The 18,193-nt window shown below is 40.7% G+C and carries 12 protein-coding genes, 3 tRNA genes and 2 rRNA genes; 9 read left to right on the top strand and 8 right to left on the bottom strand.

The annotated features are described in order from the left end of the window. The first annotated feature begins 358 nt into the window (after window positions 1-358). From ACFIKX_RS09025 to ACFIKX_RS09045, 5 genes are all read left to right on the top strand, one after another. Window positions 359-435, top strand: a tRNA-Ile gene (locus tag ACFIKX_RS09025). A gap of 307 nt (window positions 436-742) precedes the next feature. Continuing rightward, window positions 743-818, top strand: a tRNA-Ala gene (locus ACFIKX_RS09030). A 461-nt stretch (window positions 819-1,279) separates the two neighbouring features. Beyond that, a 23S ribosomal RNA gene (locus ACFIKX_RS09035) occupies window positions 1,280-4,094 on the top strand. A 67-nt stretch (window positions 4,095-4,161) separates the two neighbouring features. Next, a 5S ribosomal RNA gene (gene rrf / locus ACFIKX_RS09040) occupies window positions 4,162-4,276 on the top strand. Window positions 4,277-4,381: 105 nt separating this feature from the next. Further along, window positions 4,382-4,458, top strand: a tRNA-Met gene (locus ACFIKX_RS09045). Between the two features lie 883 nt (window positions 4,459-5,341). Here the strand turns inward: ACFIKX_RS09045 and ACFIKX_RS09050 are convergent. From ACFIKX_RS09050 to ACFIKX_RS09085, 8 genes are all read right to left on the bottom strand, one after another. Then, window positions 5,342-5,443, bottom strand: coding sequence for a DUF2087 domain-containing protein (locus tag ACFIKX_RS09050; RefSeq protein WP_375612583.1), 102 nt, complete (start codon window positions 5,441-5,443; stop codon window positions 5,342-5,344). Continuing rightward, complete coding sequence (locus ACFIKX_RS09055; RefSeq protein WP_375627876.1) at window positions 5,422-5,760, bottom strand: hypothetical protein; 339 nt, start codon at window positions 5,758-5,760, stop codon at window positions 5,422-5,424. The genes ACFIKX_RS09050 and ACFIKX_RS09055 overlap by 22 nt, the downstream gene beginning before the upstream one ends. Window positions 5,761-5,903: 143 nt before the next feature. Then, on the bottom strand, window positions 5,904-6,038 hold the full coding sequence (locus tag ACFIKX_RS09060) for a hypothetical protein (protein ID WP_375627877.1): 135 nt from the start codon (window positions 6,036-6,038) through the stop codon (window positions 5,904-5,906). 9 nt (window positions 6,039-6,047) lie between these two features. Then, window positions 6,048-7,202 carry an MFS transporter gene (locus ACFIKX_RS09065; RefSeq protein WP_375627878.1) on the bottom strand — a complete coding sequence of 385 codons (1,155 nt, stop codon included), beginning with the start codon at window positions 7,200-7,202 and terminating at the stop codon, window positions 6,048-6,050. Window positions 7,203-7,733: 531 nt separating this feature from the next. Beyond that, the gene (locus ACFIKX_RS09070; RefSeq protein WP_375627879.1) at window positions 7,734-8,972 is read right to left on the bottom strand and encodes a DUF2087 domain-containing protein; all 1,239 of its coding nucleotides are present in this window, start codon (window positions 8,970-8,972) and stop codon (window positions 7,734-7,736) included. Between the two features lie 10 nt (window positions 8,973-8,982). Beyond that, entirely contained in the window at window positions 8,983-9,657 is a 675-nt protein-coding gene (locus ACFIKX_RS09075) for a hypothetical protein (RefSeq protein ID WP_375627880.1), read from the bottom strand. A gap of 215 nt (window positions 9,658-9,872) precedes the next feature. After that, window positions 9,873-11,072: an MFS transporter gene (locus tag ACFIKX_RS09080; RefSeq protein WP_375627881.1), complete on the bottom strand. Its 1,200-nt coding sequence runs from the start codon at window positions 11,070-11,072 to the stop codon at window positions 9,873-9,875. 314 nt (window positions 11,073-11,386) lie between these two features. Continuing rightward, window positions 11,387-12,475, bottom strand: coding sequence for a DUF3792 domain-containing protein (locus tag ACFIKX_RS09085; RefSeq protein ID WP_375627882.1), 1,089 nt, complete (start codon window positions 12,473-12,475; stop codon window positions 11,387-11,389). A gap of 1,035 nt (window positions 12,476-13,510) precedes the next feature. Here ACFIKX_RS09085 and ACFIKX_RS09090 point away from each other — a divergent pair. The 4 genes from ACFIKX_RS09090 to hisS all read left to right on the top strand — a co-directional run bounded on the left by ACFIKX_RS09090 (window position 13,511) and on the right by hisS (window position 17,907). Then, complete coding sequence (locus tag ACFIKX_RS09090) at window positions 13,511-14,707, top strand: multidrug effflux MFS transporter (RefSeq protein ID WP_375627883.1); 1,197 nt, start codon at window positions 13,511-13,513, stop codon at window positions 14,705-14,707. Between the two features lie 520 nt (window positions 14,708-15,227). Then, complete coding sequence (pyrF, locus tag ACFIKX_RS09095; protein WP_375627884.1) at window positions 15,228-16,073, top strand: orotidine-5'-phosphate decarboxylase; 846 nt, start codon at window positions 15,228-15,230, stop codon at window positions 16,071-16,073. A gap of 49 nt (window positions 16,074-16,122) precedes the next feature. Next, entirely contained in the window at window positions 16,123-16,380 is a 258-nt protein-coding gene (locus ACFIKX_RS09100) for a hypothetical protein (protein ID WP_375627885.1), read from the top strand. Between the two features lie 42 nt (window positions 16,381-16,422). Next, window positions 16,423-17,907, top strand: coding sequence for a histidine--tRNA ligase (hisS, locus tag ACFIKX_RS09105; protein ID WP_375627886.1), 1,485 nt, complete (start codon window positions 16,423-16,425; stop codon window positions 17,905-17,907). The last annotated feature ends 286 nt before the right edge of the window (window positions 17,908-18,193 follow it).

An 18,193-nucleotide genomic window follows, 5' to 3' on the forward strand; every position in this document is an offset into this window, starting at 1 on the left:
CCCCCCCCGTCTCTTTGAGGCCCCTACCTCTGTTGAGAGAAATATTTGAGGGCTTAGTGCTCATGTGTTGACAATATAAAAGCAGACGTGCCGTCTTCGTTTCTCTTTCTTCAGATGATGATCCCAAGCCTTCTGGCGATCTCTTAAAATAAAGCCTCACATCATAATCACTCCACGTTTTTCAAAGAAAAACATGTGTTTCAAGGTGCCATGGATTTTAAAAACTATGGATTTATTAAAACTTATGGGTTTTAAAAAAAAGGCTTTAAAAGGAAATGACTAAAAAAGAAAGCCACTTAAAAAAGCTTTTCCAGTGATTTAAGATGATACCGGGGAAGGTTTTCCGGTTTATCCCGGAGGGCTTGTAGCTCAGTTGGTTAGAGCGCGCGCTTGATAAGCGTGAGGTCGGAGGTTCAAGTCCTCCCAGGCCCACCAATTACTCTATCAATCTATAAGCGCTTGTGAAACGTGCTCAGAGGAAGCTTTCTTTATTAATTTATAAGAACCTTATCAGTTTATAGGAATATTACCGGTGCATAAAAATTTTACTGGTACAAAGAAAAGTGCTTTCTTTGGTTTTAATATCCAAAATTGCAGTGGTCTTAAGGTAAATTTAAGTGATCTTGAGATATAAGGTAAAAAAATGTTTCGAGAAAAGGCAATAAAGCGTAGCAATTTTGAGAAAATAGCAATTTTAAGTGATCTTGAATTTTAAGCGTTTCGAAGGCGTTATATTGTTTTAGGGGCCGTAGCTCAGCTGGGAGAGCACCTGCTTTGCAAGCAGGGGGTCGTCGGTTCGATCCCGTCCGGCTCCACCACTTTAATCGGTCATCATCATGTTGTAAGAACACGGTTTAGTAAGAGGTTTTTAGCCTTTTGCTTGTTCTATTGAAATTGTGAAGAGAAGATATATTCAGACATGTTCCTTTTTAAGGTTCCTTCTGAGGTGCAAGTTTTTTGTTAAGAAAAATACTTTCTTGGGAAAATGCTTGTTGTCGAAAAAAGGTTTTGGAAAACAGATTTTAAAAAAGATCTTGAAAGAAAAACCTTTCTTCCGAAGAGGAAATCTTAATTTAGAAGGAAATCTTAATTTAGAAAAAGAGACATGTGTCGCAAGGGAATGCTCAAAGCCCTTGCTTATGATTGGAAGCTTAACCGCGCCATTGAATATATCTCGAGAAGCTGGTCTTTTCTGCTGATATTTGGTTTGTTTTGCGCTTTATTTTGCACAAGATAAAGAGAAGCAGACAAACCGTGAATGAATATTGGCAATGAGAACGATCAAGTGTCTTAAGGGCATTTGGTGGATGCCTTGGCATGCACAGGCGATGAAGGACGTGATACGCTGCGATAAGCTACGGGGAGGTGCGAATACCCTTTGATCCGTAGATTTCCGAATGGGGCAACCCACCTTTGATGGCTAGAAAAATTAAGCTGTTTTTGTAAAAGGACAGTTTAGTTTTCTAGTCATCTCATAAAGGTATCTACACCTGAATAAAATAGGGTGTAAGAAGCAAACGCAGGGAACTGAAACATCTAAGTACCTGTAGGAAAGGACATCAAACGAGACTCCGTTAGTAGTGGCGAGCGAACGCGGACCAGGCCAGTGGCTTGAATTAAGAAAAGTAGAAACGACTGGAAAGTCGTACCAAAGTGGGTGATAGTCCCGTATACGTAAATCTGATTTAAGTCCTAGAGTAGGGCGGGACACGTGAAATCCTGTCTGAACATGGGTCGACCACGATCCAAGCCTAAGTACTCGTGCATGACCGATAGCGCACCAGTACCGTGAGGGAAAGGTGAAAAGTACCCCGACAAGGGGAGTGAAATAGTACCTGAAACCGAATGCCTACAAACAGTCGGAGCCCAAGATTCGTTCTGGGTGACGGCGTACCTTTTGTATAATGGGTCAGCGACTTAGTCTAACGAGCAAGCTTAAGCCGGTAGGTGTAGGCGTAGCGAAAGCGAGTCTGAATAGGGCGTTCAGTTCGTTGGATTAGACCCGAAACCGAGTGATCTAGCCATGAGCAGGCTGAAGGTAAGGTAACACTTACTGAAGGGCCGAACCCGTATCTGTTGCAATAGATTGGGATGACTTGTGGCTAGGGGTGAAAGGCCAATCAAACTCGGAAATAGCTGGTTCTCCGCGAAATCTATTTAGGTAGAGCGTTAGTCGAATTCTCCAGGGGGTAGAGCACTGGATGGGCTAGGGGTCCTCACCGGATTACCAAACCTAACCAAACTCCGAATACCTGGAAGAACTAACTAGCAGACACACGGCGGGTGCTAACGTCCGTCGTGGAGAGGGAAACAACCCTGACCACCATCTAAGGTCCCCAAGTTATGGCTAAGTGGGAAAGGATGTGAGGATCCCAAAACAACCAGGATGTTGGCTTAGAAGCAGCCACCATTTAAAGAAAGCGTAACAGCTCACTGGTCTAAATAAGGGTCCCTGCGCCGAAAATGTAACGGGGCTAAAGCCATACACCGAAGCTGTGGATTTACTCCTTATGGAGTAAGTGGTAGCGGAGCGTTCCGTAAGCCTGTGAAGGGAGACTCGTGAGAGCTCCTGGAGGTATCGGAAGTGAGAATGCTGACATGAGTAACGATAAAGGGAGTGAGAGACTCCCTCGCCGAAAGTCCAAGGGTTCCTGCTTAAAGTTAATCTGAGCAGGGTGAGTCGGCCCCTAAGGCGAGGCCGAAAGGCGTAGTCGATGGGAACCACGTTAATATTCGTGGACCTGTGGGTAGTGACGGATTGCGTATATTGTAAGATCTTATTGGATTGATCTTGCAGTGAAGCAGTTCCAGGAAATAGCTCCCACATATAGACCGTACCCCAAACCGACACAGGTGGACTGGTAGAGAATACTAAGGCGCTTGAGAGAACTACGTTGAAGGAACTCGGCAAATTGCACGCGTAACTTTGGAAGAAGCGTGACCCTTTAGCGGGCAACCGTTAGAGGGTGGCACAGACCAGGGGGTAGCGACTGTTTACCAAAAACACAGGGCTCTGCGAAGTCGCAAGACGACGTATAGGGTCTGACGCCTGCCCGGTGCTGGAAGGTTAAGAGGAGATGTGCAAGCATTGAATTGAAGCCCCAGTAAACGGCGGCCGTAACTATAACGGTCCTAAGGTAGCGAAATTCCTTGTCGGGTAAGTTCCGACCTGCACGAATGGCGTAACGACTTCCCCGCTGTCTCCAACGTAGACTCAGTGAAATTGAATTCCCCGTGAAGATGCGGGGTTCCTGCGGTTAGACGGAAAGACCCCGTGCACCTTTACTATAGCTTTACACTGGCATTTGTGTCTGTATGTGTAGGATAGGTGGTAGACTTTGAAGCAGGGGCGCTAGCCTTTGTGGAGTCATCCTTGAAATACCACCCTTACCGATATGGATGTCTAACCGCAGTCCGTTATCCGGATTCGGGACCGTGTATGGTGGGTAGTTTGACTGGGGCGGTCGCCTCCTAAAGAGTAACGGAGGCGCGCGATGGTAGGCTCAAAACGGTCGGAAATCGTTTGTTGAGTGCAATGGCATAAGCCTGCCTGACTGTGAGACTGACAAGTCGAGCAGAGTCGAAAGACGGTCATAGTGATCCGGTGGTCCCGTGTGGAAGGGCCATCGCTCAACGGATAAAAGGTACGCCGGGGATAACAGGCTGATGACCCCCAAGAGTCCATATCGACGGGGTTGTTTGGCACCTCGATGTCGACTCATCGCATCCTGGGGCTGGAGCAGGTCCCAAGGGTATGGCTGTTCGCCATTTAAAGCGGTACGTGAGTTGGGTTCAGAACGTCGTGAGACAGTTCGGTCCCTATCTGCCGTGGGTGTAGGAATATTGACAGGATCTGTCCCTAGTACGAGAGGACCGGGATGGACGTATCTCTGGTGGACCTGTTGTGGCGCCAGCCGCATAGCAGGGTAGCTATATACGGAAGGGATAACCGCTGAAGGCATCTAAGCGGGAAACCCACCTGAAAACGAGTATTCCCTGAGAACCGTGGTAGACCACCACGTTGATAGGTCAGGTGTGGAAGTGTGGTAACACATGAAGCTTACTGATACTAATCGTTCGATCGACTTGATCGTTCTCATTTCCCATATTCTTTCAAAAATATAAAAATTCCAGCTTCTCATCATTCATGCTTTTTGCTGACTTGGTGGTTATGGCGGAGTGAACGCACCCGATCCCATCCCGAACTCGGCCGTGAAACGCTCCAGCGCTGATGGTACTTTGCCTTAAGGCACGGGAGAGTAAGTCGCCGCCAGGTCTGCTAAAGGCATGATAGATAACAATTCAAAAAAAATATAACGATAAATATCAATACTCAATACTGAGAGTAGACAATAAAAAAATCTTGTCTTAAAATATATGACGCGGGGTGGAGCAGCCCGGTAGCTCGTCAGGCTCATAACCTGAAGGCCGCAGGTTCAAATCCTGCCCCCGCAACCAAAGTTCCAAAACTAATACTCCCATAAAAATCAAATAACCTCTAAACATGACAATACACCCATAGTATTGCGTGAAAATATAATAATGCACGTCATGAAAAATGTTATAGAATAACTCTTTATTCAAAATTCCCCCTATACTAGGAAAAGTCAGTAATTTACCTACATAAGTTCCCCTTTCTGCTACACTTTTCTCATAGAAACTCATCAAAAAAACTAGTGGCCCGTAAACGCACAAAGACCTAGGAGCGGCTTTGGAGCTGGATCGGATGTCTTCTCAGACCGTAAAAGAATGCAATAGGGACTAATAAAGGGCATGCCACTAATGAAGCAGTGGTAGGCAGAGGCAGGGAGAGAATGCTTTCTTCTCTCTAAACGATAAATCTAAAAGCTCTTCTTAGTACTGCAAAACAAAAATATCATCAATCTCTGAAAATAAAAGCAGGAAAAAACAGATGTAGCGTCTAAACGCATGGAGTAAAATGCTAATCACTCAAAACTCTTCCCACGTACAAAACCCAAATAAAAACTAAAAGGGGCATGCCTACTAATCATCATGCACCTTCGGAAAGCAAGGGGGGGTAAAAGCCATTAAGCTACGTAATGCTACGCACTTAAAGGGCGCGCAAGGACTAAATCTAAACTCAGATTCTCTTGGATTTTAATATCATCTCTCCCTTTGTTCTATGTGTACCTGTATATCGTCATCCTCAAAACAATCTGCTAACTTTTTGTAACAAAAAACTGCAAACAATTCCTTGACCTCCAAACTATCTATACCACTAAATACTAAGGGGGGCGCATAGCTGGCCTAAACTCTCTTTACAGAAAACAAAAAAACAAAACGCTGCATAAGAAAAACTCAAATGCTTGAATTTTTTCTTTCAACGTATGCGCTGATATTTGCTTGCATATCGTCTTAAAAATCCATTTTCCACCAAGATTCGTCTTAATCTCGCAAAATCTAAAGTAAAAAGGCTACATATTTTTGATGTTTCCGTTTCGCGATAGTTTTTCCTATTTTAAATGCTTCTGCAATTTTTGTAAGTATATCTTCTGTTTCTAAATGACGATCGCTAAAAATTTCCATATTTCGTACATTTTTATCTTCTAGCGCTTGCCATAATTTATCGATTGCTTGAAATCCCTTTGTTGTGTTTTGAATAAGACCAAGGTTTAAAAGGCGATTAATAGATTTGTGAATGTTTTTGGTCTCTGAATTGATAAGTTTGAGGATATCAGAAAGAATTTTAGCACCAAGTATAATAACAGTATAGACAGCGCGTAGTGTCGGTGAGGTCATGGCAGAAATGAGCGAATTATAAGAAAAATGATTTGGCTGTATTGCACATGGATATCAATAGAATATTATTCGTGCAGAATGTATCTACCTTACGCTTGTCTACCCCATAATCCTTTAAGCTATGAGACAATTTGCAACGGCGTTTACAGAGCAATCTTTAGAGACCGTTTTGAGCTTTTTTGCCGCAGAGTGTGTTCAAAATCATAATTGAGTGATTTATGGCGAAGTGTTTTGAGTGCTCTTGTTGTGCCACCGGTTGCAAAAACTATATGTGACATGGAAGCTGCTTATTTTTTCGTTTGCATGAGGCAAAGGCAAGAAGCAAAGGCGGAGGCACCAACAATCATGCAAAAGGTGAAAGCGATATGATTGTTGAAATGGCTGATAATCCATCCACTTGTCCATGAGCCGGCGGCTTGGCCAATATTTGAAATAACAAGAATATAACTGAAAAGAACACTGGCAGAGAGGGATGGGGTTGTTTTCCCTGCTTGATAGTATATTTCTGGAATCATGACAGATTCATAGACACTGTAGGCAATTAATGCAGTCACAGCGGTAAAGACCCCACCCATGAGGAAAAATGAGGAGAAACTTCCCATAAGCCATAATAGATAGAAAGTTGATTTATCGGAAAGGCTGAGATGTTTATTGATTATTCCTTGCCAGATACAAATACTGATGCCAACAATTGAAAAGAAAATTCCACTATAAGGGGCGAGATTGCTGTCAAATTTACTGAGAAGTGTTGTGGTGGTGATGAAAATTCCCATGAGGAATGCACAAAGCAAAGCCGTGACCAGCAAATAAGCAATAGAACGATTATGTATTATTGTTTTTAAAGAAGAAAGAAGAGCTTTTTTTGTTTTTTTATTCTTTTCAAGAGATAATGTTTTATGCGGGTAATGATAAACAATTTGAATGGATAGAACACAAAGATACAAACCAATGAGTGCAAAAAAAGCCATTAAGAAGGTTGATGCGTTGTATTTTATGGCACTCGTTGCAACAAGAGGGGCGATAACGACAGCAGCATTTTGAAAAAAAGAATAGAGAGTTAATGCGCGTTTAAGAGCATTTTCATTGAGATGTTCTGATAAAATTTCTCTCAAAAATGGCTTTGAAATTGCTTTCGAAAAAGCCATTAAGGTAAAAAAGATCAACCATGCAGAAGGTGTGAGCGATAGGATAATGCACACAAAAGCGCTACTCCTTAAAATAAAGGCGGTAGCCATTAAGAGTTTACGGGAAAATCTTTCTAATAAACCTGTTGTGGTTACCATGAGAATGCTTTCAAGGATTACCGATCCAGCGAGATAAAAAGCAACATTGGCAGCAGTTATGAGAGAAGAGTTTCCAAGCAGAGGGAGTACAAAGAAAAAGGAAAATTCAGAAAGAAAAACTGTGCTATAGATGAAAAAAGGAATTTTATTTTTGCCCATGGAATTTCCATAGAAGTGTTGTTAAATGATCAAAGACATTTTGTTGTATCTTTTGAGGAAGTTTTGCCAGCCCTATTTCTGCTGTGCACATTTCGTTGAAATAGTATCTTTCTTGATTCACTAGCCAGTCCAATGCAAGAATATTGTTTTTTCTACGATGTTTTTAGAAATATCGAGCATGATTTGGATTGAGCAACAACACTGTGCCCGGATGTTCGTACAACAATCGTAAGGTCATTGAGACCTTGATCCTATATCTTCTCCTGATGGTTTTGACTATTTCTAATTCTTTTTGATAACCACCCAATCCTTTTTGATAACCAATTGGCATCCCGCACTCTTGTTCCTCCCCATTGCATCTCTTGCGAAGAGAGCACGCTAATCTCATCTCCATAGATTGTCAACATATGAATGGGATGAATGATTTTGTAACCTTTTAATGAAATTATATTTTTTTAGTGGAAGGTTATTCATTCTCTTGAAATAGAGAAGAAAAACGATAGAGTTCGCTAATCATTTTTCAATTCTCTTTTAGCGCATGCGTTGATATTTGCCTTCATGGCGTTGTAAAAAACCTCTCTCAACAAGAGTGCGTCGTAATCGGGCAAAGTCTATCGTAAAGAGGTTGCATATCTTGGAAACTTCCGTTTCGCTATAGATTTTTTCCTTCTGAAAGGCTTCACCAATTTTTGATAGCATCTCTTCTGTTTCTAAATGGCGGTCGCTTAAATTTTCCCTATTCCGCTCATGTTTATTTTCTAGCATTTTCCACACTGTCTCTTCGGCTTGAAATCCTTCTGTTGTGTTGTGAATAAGTCCGAGATTCAAAAGGCGATTGATGGATTTGTGAATGTTTTTGGCATCTGAATCGACATGTTTGAGGATATCAGTAAGATTTTTTGCACCAAGGATAATGGCGGCATAAACAGCGCGCAGTGTCGGTGACGTCATGGCAGAGATCAGTGAATTGCGGGTATTGCGTTTGTGAAGGGTTTCTTTCCCCATGGGCAAAAGATCATTGCGAATGGGAATTTCATTGATTTCTATGAGTTCTGCTTGTAGCGATTGTGCGCGTACAATTTGTTCGGCAAAGGTGCGTTTGCGAATAATCCCCAGACCACCCTGGCGATATTTGTGGTTTTCGGGGAGTGTTAAAGCTTCATAGGAGCCATCAAGCCGGTAGAGAATTTCTTCCCAGATGGGAGTTCTGACACGTCGCACCCGCTGTGCCCCATTGAGAGCAACCGTTGTTGTCATTGTTGGTTCATGCAGACATAGATAACCACCCGCGGTGATGTGTTCCCAAAGGGTTATAACAAATCGCACATTATCTGCTGGGGTTCCAGCATCAAGCCAAGCAAAATCTATTGGTCCCCAAGATTTGAGGGTGCTTTCATCGAGAGAGAAGAAATTCTCATGGATAAATGTTACAGTATCTTTTTCAATACCGCTTTGAAGCAGTTCTTGCCATGCTTCTTCGGCTGATTGACCTTCGACTGTAAAATCATCAATGGTGATAAGCCGAGGTTCGTAATTCTCAAGGATTCCTGAAGGATCAAGCAAAGCTGTGCGCTCTTCCCAGGTGGAAGATTCTAAAAGTTTTTTATCTTGTTGCCATGATAATTTCGCTTTTTGAAGTGCTTTTGCGATAAAGCACGTACTATCACCAGCACCGATTTCAATGACTGTGCGTGGTCTTGCCATTTGAATAAGCGCATAAATGAGCTGTGCACTATTTTCTGTTCCCATGCCAGGTCTTATCAGCTGCATCTTTTTATCCTTATAATTTTACCAATCGTAGCATTCCTGCTTTTATAAAAAACTTTATTGAATCCTCTAGCGGATATTGAATACGTATTGGTGTGGTGGCTTGCTTCAAGAGATGTTTTGTTTTTTCATGAAGCCGGATTGTACGCCCATTGAGTTGATTAATGGCAAGACTGCCAAGAGAAGAATCTATGATAATACATGTTGGCTCTCGTAAAAGAGCGGTTGCATCATTTTCTGAAAATGCTTTTTGATCTGTTTCGATGAGACCGTGTTGTAAAAGTGATATCAAAAGACTTCCAGAGGCAAGAAGAGTATCATTGAATTGTATTTCCCTCAGTGATTGGACAAGGCAGCCTTCACGAAGTGCTTCAAATGTGGGAAAGTCGAATCCGCCAAATGCCGCTCCTTTTATAGAAACAATGGTGATGGGTTGTATTTGCCGTTTGCCAATGAGTGCTGGTTTGTTTTTTATTATTTGTACATCTTTTGCCCATTGAACGTGTGATAAAGGATTAAGTTCACTTGGGTAGACAGCGAAAGAATTGATGGCTATGGGCGGCGTTGGTTTTTGCAATTCAAGTATGTGGGAGCTCTCATGACAATCATGTCGCATATAGTTTGCCAGTTGCCACACGTAGCCGCCTGTTCCATTGTAAAAGTTTAAGCCTATAGGGTCTTGTTGCATGATGTTATCGTTTTTTTTTTACTTTAAAATATCAAGCTTTGGGGAGGGTTGTTAGTTGCTCTACATTAAAGAGTGGTTTATCAAAGTCCTATTGGGTTGGTATGGGGTTGCATGGGATACAACGATTTGATAGGGATTTTATTGAAATTTGATTGGGTGGTGATTGTCATGTCCTTTTGGGGTGTATGGTTTGCTTGAGAAAAACGCCACGTCCACTAACCATTATCAAATTCTCTCTGTTTTTTTTGTACGGCACTGTTCACAATAAAACCTAAGATGCCTGTGATCATTGTGGCTATGCCAATGATAAACAGTGTACTTTGGGTGTGATGCACTTTTACAAAACCGGCTCCTAGAAAGCCAAGGCACACCCCTGTTTGTATGATAAAGATATAGGCAGGCATTTGGTTGTTTCGGTGTTCTTTCTGAATGGCTTTCATCATAAAACTTGCCATTAGAGCATTTTGTACGCCGTTTGCACCCCCAAGGATGAAAAATGACAGCATCATCAACCATACAATATGTGTTAAGGAAAAGCAGAAAATTGCAAAACCAATTATTGTAGCGGCAAGTGATGCACCAGCGGCATTGCCAAAGCGATGAAAAAGGCTGGAGAAACAGAGTGGACCAACCACGAGGCCAAGACTTAACATGCTTGTGATTATCCCATAGGTTTCTGCACTGAAGTACAGCTCAGTGCGGATGCGGACAATCGATAAGACGTTGAGAGCAGAGGTGAGGATGATGGTAATGATGAGGGGAGAAAGAGCATAGACAACATTTTTTTTACGCAAGAGACCCGTTAAATCTAGCCCTTTTTTGCTGTTTTGCGTTGTGTTTGTCGTTTGTGTATGAATTTTTAAACTTTTAAAACAGAAGAGAGTGATAAAGGTAGCAAAAAGAACCATGATGGATAGTGCAAAGAGCCCTTTTTGCCCGTTTGAAAGACCATATAGTACACCTCCTAACAGTGGTCCTGCAATGTAGCCGAGATTACGGACTGTTTGGATAATGCGGTTGTTACGGTCTAATTGATGATCATTGGTTGCAAATTCTGGGACGGAAACGAGGATAGCGGACCAAAAAAGTGAACCAGCACAACCTAGTGCGAAAGAAAGTGCAATATAAACCCAAAATTGGTTGGCGATTGCGGCAACAGCTATGAAGAGTGCTTCAAACAATAAAACAATGGGTACTGTTCGCGCTGGTTGGAAGCGATGTAAGAGACGTGGTGCAATGGGGCCTGCACAAATTGCCCCGACAAGCCCTGCAAACAGCAGCATTGAAATAGATGCTGTGCTTTCTGCTAAGTGGAGAGCAAATGTAACTTGTGCTGTTTCATCGGCAAAGCTGCTAAAGCCCAAAACAAGGAAAAGCCCCATTTGGGTGACAATCATGGATTTTTTCTTTGTCACAATGCTCCTCCCCAAGAGGTTATAAGGTACAATTTTCTTCTACGTGTTTATGGTATATCCCATGCTTTGTATAGTTTTTCTTGATGATCAGTTGAGAAAGGAAGTTTTCAGAGCTCTTTTCCAAAACAAGCACAATGCCTATTGGCAGCGATGAGCAACTCCTTATGTTTTTTTTAAGGGGAGTATTAAGGATGATGGGCTGGTGAAGTTGTCTGATATGAGAGACAATGATACAAAAAGACAATCAGAAAATTTTGCAAAAAAGCTGCACTATGCGTGCAGCTTTTTATGTATTTGCTTTAAAGGTAGACGTTTTAAAGCATGAAAGTGTCCTTACGGCTTCTATAACCATAATAGCCAAAAACACTGGAAATAATGGCGCCTACCAGACTTCCTAAAAAGCCCCACCACCCCATATTGGAGGCTGTTTTTGTGGCTTTAGTTGCAGTGTTTTTTGCTCCCTTGATCGTATCCTCAAGATTGTCTGAGAGTGTTTCTGCCCGTTCTTCAAGGACTTTGATGGCTTTTTCGGTTTTTTCCTCTGCGCTTTGATAGAGTTGAACAGCATGGTTGGCTGCTGTTTGTGCATCCGAACGGGACATGCCATCTTTTATGAGCGCGTTGATGATATCACTTCGATCAAATTTTGTCGTGAGATCTTCTACACGATCAGACAGACGCTCACCAAGATTTTTTAAAGTGGTGCGATAGTAAGAAGGATCATTTTTGAAAGCTGTTATCGCAGAACCAATATCATTGAGTGCAGCTTGATAGGTTTGTTTTAAGCGATCAGGGTTGAGAGCAGGAATGTCGCTTTTATTGAGAAGGGTGCGCAATTCACTCGAAAGTTGGTCAAAATTGATGCCATTGTCACTGTTTTTTGCAAAAAACTGTTCAAGACTTTCGCTGTTTAAGTTTGCAAGTATAGGGGAAATATTGTTTTTTAGGCTGTCTACGGTTTGTTGGACCATGGAGCTGTTTTCTAGAGCCGTTTTAGCTCCTATCTTTGCTGTACTAGAAACCACGTGGATGGCTTGGAGGGTCATCAGCAATGTTATGAGAGCCCAGGTGAGAAAGCCATGAAGAATCCCTGAGGTTTCAGCAAAACGTCCAGCTACAAAGCCTCCCAAGGCTAGGCTAATCAGTGTAACGATAACAGAACCCACGCCAAAGGAGAGGAAAGAGCCTTCAAATGGGGTTGAAGAAGTAAAATCCATTTGGCTTAAGCCTAAAGCGGCGACCAGAAAAGAGAGGCAGATTGAGGTGGCAAGAGCCGTCACCAGTCCCGCAAAGATTGCGGACCATGAAATGGGTGTGTGAAAGAGTGAATATTTTTCTTCTAGAGATGTTTCTCCTAGAAAATTCGTCTCAAATGGTGTGTTTTCAGGAATGCGAGTTTCCATGTTTTATCTCCTTGAATATGCTGGAGATACAATGCCTTTTTGCTAATTATGTTCCAAAAGGGATATAGAGCCGCTAAAAAGGAATAGGAAAATACTTTAAACAAATGTTTGTTATGAGAAGTAAAATGTGGCTATACAATCCAAAAGACCTCACTTATGTCTGAAAAAAGGCGGTCTATCCGTATACTATTATCATATTATCATAGAATTTCTCATGAGAGAGAATAATTTAAAAAAACTGGATACTATCGTTTATTGGTTTCTAGCTTATAAAGTAGGGGGTATATCTGCTTATTTTTATAAAAGTGTTACTGTTTTTATGGGAAGAATATTTATAAAATGAGATTAGAAGGCGCATTTGAAGATAAAAATAAATATCAGTAATGTTCAATTCATAGTGTTATAAAAGATCATGGATTAAGTTAAATAAAAAGCTTATTGAATTGTTATGACATCATATTTGTTAATATGTTACACGATAATTTTTTGATATTTATCTTAGATGAAGAGTTTTATGAAATGAGTAAGATATATTTGGTTGTGAGTTGGTTTGCAGAGAAAGCATTATATTTTATGGTATAGGGGATAGATCAAGATTTTTTACACAATTATTTGTGTTGATAGGGGTTTCAAGCTATTGTTGTGTTATGCGCCGTGTTTATACCATAGTGATTTTGGGGTAGAGACGTTAGAGATTGTTTTTCTGCTTTGCGTTTTGTCGATCAACTTTGATGGATATTGTATAGAAAGTGGGACTGTTGCCGTGGAGAGAGAGATTATGCTTTTGCTTATAATATCAATGAAAAAAGCAGCGGAAGATTACGGCAAAGTATTTGTACAGGAGAGCTTAGTTAGGGAATAACTTTTTAGCTCGTGAAGTTTGTAAAATAAAATGCTTTCTATAAGAAAAATAATATTTTTATAAAGTAAAATAATAACACTTTTAATAATTATTATTTGCATATATAAGCATAAAATATAATTATATTTAATTAAATACTATTTAATAACTACCTAAAAAGTGTGACTTTCCTGATGAAACATAAATATACATTACCATTCATTATACTTATCGTATGTTTATCAACAGGAGGGCTGATTTCTACCGATATTTTTTTACCGGCACTGGGCGATATGCGTCAATATTATCAAGTGACACAATCTCAAATTCAAAGTGCAGTGGCGGTTTTTTTGTTGGCATTGGCACTTGGGCAGCTCATTTATGGGCCGCTGAGTGATAATTTTGGGCGTAAAAAAACACTTCTATTGGGCTTATTCTTGTGGTTATTTACGACACTTGGTGTAATTTATACGGTTCATATTCACGCTTTTCTTGTGTTACGTTTTTTGCAAGGTCTTGGTGCTTGTGCGGGACTTGTCTTAAGTCGTGCAATTATCAATGATTTGTTGGATAAAAAAGCGGCTGGAAAACTTTATTTGATTGTTTTCCCTTTTATTGGAATGTCACCAGCGCTTGCACCTTTCATTGGTGGACTTTTGATACAAGCTTTTCATTGGCAGGCAACTTTTATCTTTTTAAGCTTTTTTATATTTTTGACCATTTTGCTATGTTGTTTTGTGCTAAGCGAAACTCTACCCCCTCAAAAACGGCAGCATTTTTCTCCGGTAGGATTGATGAAGGCATATTTAGGTGTTTTCAGAAATAAACAATTTATTTTTTATGCACTTATTCCGTGTTTTTCTTACGCTGCCTATTTTGCTTATATTGTGGAGTCGCCTTTTTTACTCACGACTTTGGGGTTATCACCGATACACATTAGTTATAGCTATATTGGTGTTTCGTTTCCCTATATTCTGGGAAATCTTTTGGCGCGATGGTTTTTTGAACGCGAGTCTATGGAAAAGACTGTGGGCAGAGGGTACATTATTTTTGTGATAGGTGGTGTGCTGTTTGCTTTGCAAATGTATCTAAGCCCATGGCCTCTTGTGACAAGTTTTATGGCTATTGCTGTTCTTACTTTTGGAAATGGTTTTTTATTGCCGTTAGGAACAGCGTTGGCTATTTCATCGCATCCGAAAGCTGCGGGAGCGGCTTCTGGTGTTATGGGATCTTTGCAATTAGGAAGTGCGGCACTCAGTGCAGCGGTTATCGGAAAAATCTCTGGTCATAGCCCACGGGCTATGGCAGCTTTATTAGCTGTGTGTTGTATGATTGGTTTTATCATTTATATTCAGAAAGCGCGTCATTTTATGACTTCAGAAATAAGCTGAGTGAAATGATAAAAAGAAAGCATTATGCGGAAATGCTTTTGATGTTTTACATAAATGGTATATAAAAAGCAAGTAAAATAAAATAGTTATGTCTAATATGGGGGAATAGGTGAATCTTGATTCTATTGAGTNATCTAAAGCTAAGATCGAGATCATCATGGTGGGGCATTTTCTTTTGAAACTTTTGTTTAAAGCGCGTTCATAGAGAGTTTTTGTGGATCATAAAAAAGGGGGGTGAAAACGACAAGGCATGCCTATAGGGCTTTATGAGGTCATTATAATATAGATGCTGTTTTGTTTATATTCTTTCATAAATTTGAATTTTTATCTCATGACAACGTCTTGGTCGATAAACATATGATAAGCGTTACGAATGGGAATATATTTATGTTTCATAAATAAAAGCACATTTTGTATAGAGAGCTCTTTCTTTGTGTTTTCGCTATTGTATTCTTTTGACAAATGCTTTTCTTTTTGATTGTATCAAAAAGTTTAAAGAGAGACCTTGTTAGGATATAAAATGTTTCGTTCAACTTTTTTTAAAAATCGTGAAATCTATGGACCTCTTTGTATTGGATTTGATCCGAGCCATAAAGTTTTGCAATCGTGGAAACTAAGCTTTGATTATAAAGGTCTAAAAGATTTTTGTGATATTCTCTTAACAGCAGTTGTTGGTAAAGTAGGTATTATAAAGCCGCAAGTCGCATTTTTTGAATTATATGGTGTGGAAGGTCTTCAAGCTCTCAAAGAACTGATTGAAAATGCACACGAACAAGGCATATTGGTTCTGGCGGATGCAAAAAGGGGGGATATTGGCTCTACTGCTGAAGCCTATGGTAAGGCTTGGCTTGGTCCAAGTAGTGCGTTCAAGGTGGATGCCATGACAGTTAATCCTTTTTTGGGTTTTGATGCTCTTATTCCTCTGATAAAGGTTGCAGAAGAAACAGGAGCAGGGGTTTTTGTGGTTGTTCAGTCTTCTAATCCAGAGGGGAAACAAATACGAAATGCCCTTATTGGTGACCAGACACTCTCTCTTCATCTTGCACAGTGTATTTGTGATTATAATAGTCAGTCTTCGGTTATTCATCATAATATTGGCCCCATAGGTGCGGTTATAGGAGCGACATTAGGATCTGAATCAAAAGACACAATCGAGCAGTTAAAAAATAGTCTGTTTCTCGTTCCGGGTATTGGCGCTCAAGGTGGAACAATGACACAACTAGCAAATCAATTTCCACAAAGACTTTGGCAGAATGTTATTCCCTCTGTATCACGCTCTATTACAGATGCTGGACGAAATATTGTTGATTTAAAAAATGTTATCAATCATTTTGCAGAACAAGCGCAAAGCACACTGATGTCTTGAGGATTTTTGCATCTGTAATAAATCTGAAGAATTCTGAAAGGGAGGGGTTTTGAGGGGGATGCTTCCGATTTATCAAGAATCAACTGTCGCTTTGAGGTTTCTTTCAACAAGCACAGATGTCTTTTCATTGAATGTTAAGCGGGCATTTCATGTTGAGCGGGAGGCTATGTTCCTATTGAAAGTACAAATATTTTCAGTAGATTGCCTTAAGGGTAAAGGTTTGCATCTTTTAAAAGCAAAAGCTTATGCATATTGTTACCAGTTTTCAGTTGATAAAGTTATTGCAGCGTTTGTTTCTATAAGATAGACACACGTTATCGGTGAATATATATTGTTGTTAGAGAAAAATATGTTATCAAAACAAGAAAAAACCAAAGCCCGTTTACCCCGTGGGTTTGTTGATCGTACAAGTGCACAGTTGTATGCAACTGAAACAATGATTGCGCAAATTCGTGAAGTTTATGAACTTTATGGTTTTGAAGCACTGGAAACACCAATTTTTGAATATACAGATGTGCTGGGTAAGTTTTTACCGGATTCAGATCGTCCAAATGCGGGCGTTTTTTCGCTACAAGATGATGATGAGCAATGGATGTCTTTGCGCTATGATCTTACCGCGCCTCTTGCTCGTTATTTTGCCGAGAATTTTGAAGTTTTGCCAAAGCCTTATCGCAGTTATCGTCTTGGCTTTGTTTTTCGCAATGAAAAACCAGGTCCAGGGCGGTTTCGGCAATTTATGCAGTTTGATGCGGATATTGTTGGAACACCAACGGTAGCGGCTGATGCCGAAATTTGCATGATGGCAGCCGATAGTTTGGAAAAATTAGGGTTTCAGCATCATGAATATGCCATTCGTCTGAATAACCGAAAAATTCTCGATTGCGTTTTAGAGAAAATTGGTTTGGGGGGAAATGAGCAGGCTGAAAAGCGCTTAACTGTCTTAAGAGCAATTGATAAACTGGATAAATTTGGTTCTGAAGGGGTGCGTTTGCTTTTGGGAAAAGGGCGTTTGGATGAAAGTGGTGACTTTACAAAAGGGGCGGAGCTTAAGGAAAAAGAGATTGAGTGTATTCTTACCTTAACTGCTGTTGGAGCTGAAACAGCAGAAGAAACGCTTGAGGCTCTTAAAGAAGTGGTTGGTGATCATGTTCAAGGGCGTGAGGGAATTCGTGAGCTTGAGGAAATGCAAGCAATTTTTGCCGCAAATGGCTTTCAGAATCGTATCAAGATTGATCTATCGGTGGTGCGTGGACTGGATTATTATACAGGTCCTGTCTTTGAGGCTACGTTGCTGTTTGATGTTTTCAATGATGATGGGCAGAAAGTTGTTTTTGGCTCCGTTGGTGGTGGTGGGCGCTATGATGGATTGGTGGCACGCTTTCGTGGTGAAAATATTCCGGCAACAGGTTTTTCAATCGGGGTCTCACGCTTGATCGCTGCTTTGCAAAATCTTGAAAAGTTGCCTATGAAGGAGACAACAGGGCCGGTTGTGGTGCTGATGATGGATAAAGAGCCAGAGGCGGTTGCTGGTTATCAAAAAATGGTGATGCAGTTGCGTGGTGCGGGAATTCGTGCTGAGCTCTATTTGGGGGCATCGGGGATAAAAGCGCAGATGAAATATGCAGATCGACGCCAAGCGCCTTGTGTGGTTATCCAAGGTTCACAAGAACGTGAGAGCGGAAAAATACAGATTAAAGATTTGATTGAAGGGGCGCGTTTGTCTCATGAAATTAAGGATAATCAAACATGGCGTGAAAGTCGACCAGCACAAGTGACGGTTGATGAAGATCAATTGGTCAAAACAGTACAGGATATTTTAGCCGCCCAAAAATGATAATGGTAAAAGTCTTTATCGAAGTGATTGTTCGAAATATTTTGGAAATTTGAAATTCAATTTTTAAAATTTGTGCTTTGCTCGTTTATACGTGTTGGTGCACGCGTTCAAAAGCGGGGTTTTGAAGTGCGTGCGGCATAAAAGAGAGATTTTTTAAGAGATAAATAAGCGCTATTTGCTATAAAACGTGCCCTTCTGAGGATGCGATGATAATGCGTTAAAATGAGCAAAAAAATTGTAACGAACAAAAACTCTGAGAAAATTAAAAGGTTTCACGCAACGCTTT

It is taken from the genome of Bartonella sp. CM86QHHN (genome assembly GCF_042194695.1).
Lineage (GTDB): Bacteria > Pseudomonadota > Alphaproteobacteria > Rhizobiales > Rhizobiaceae > Bartonella.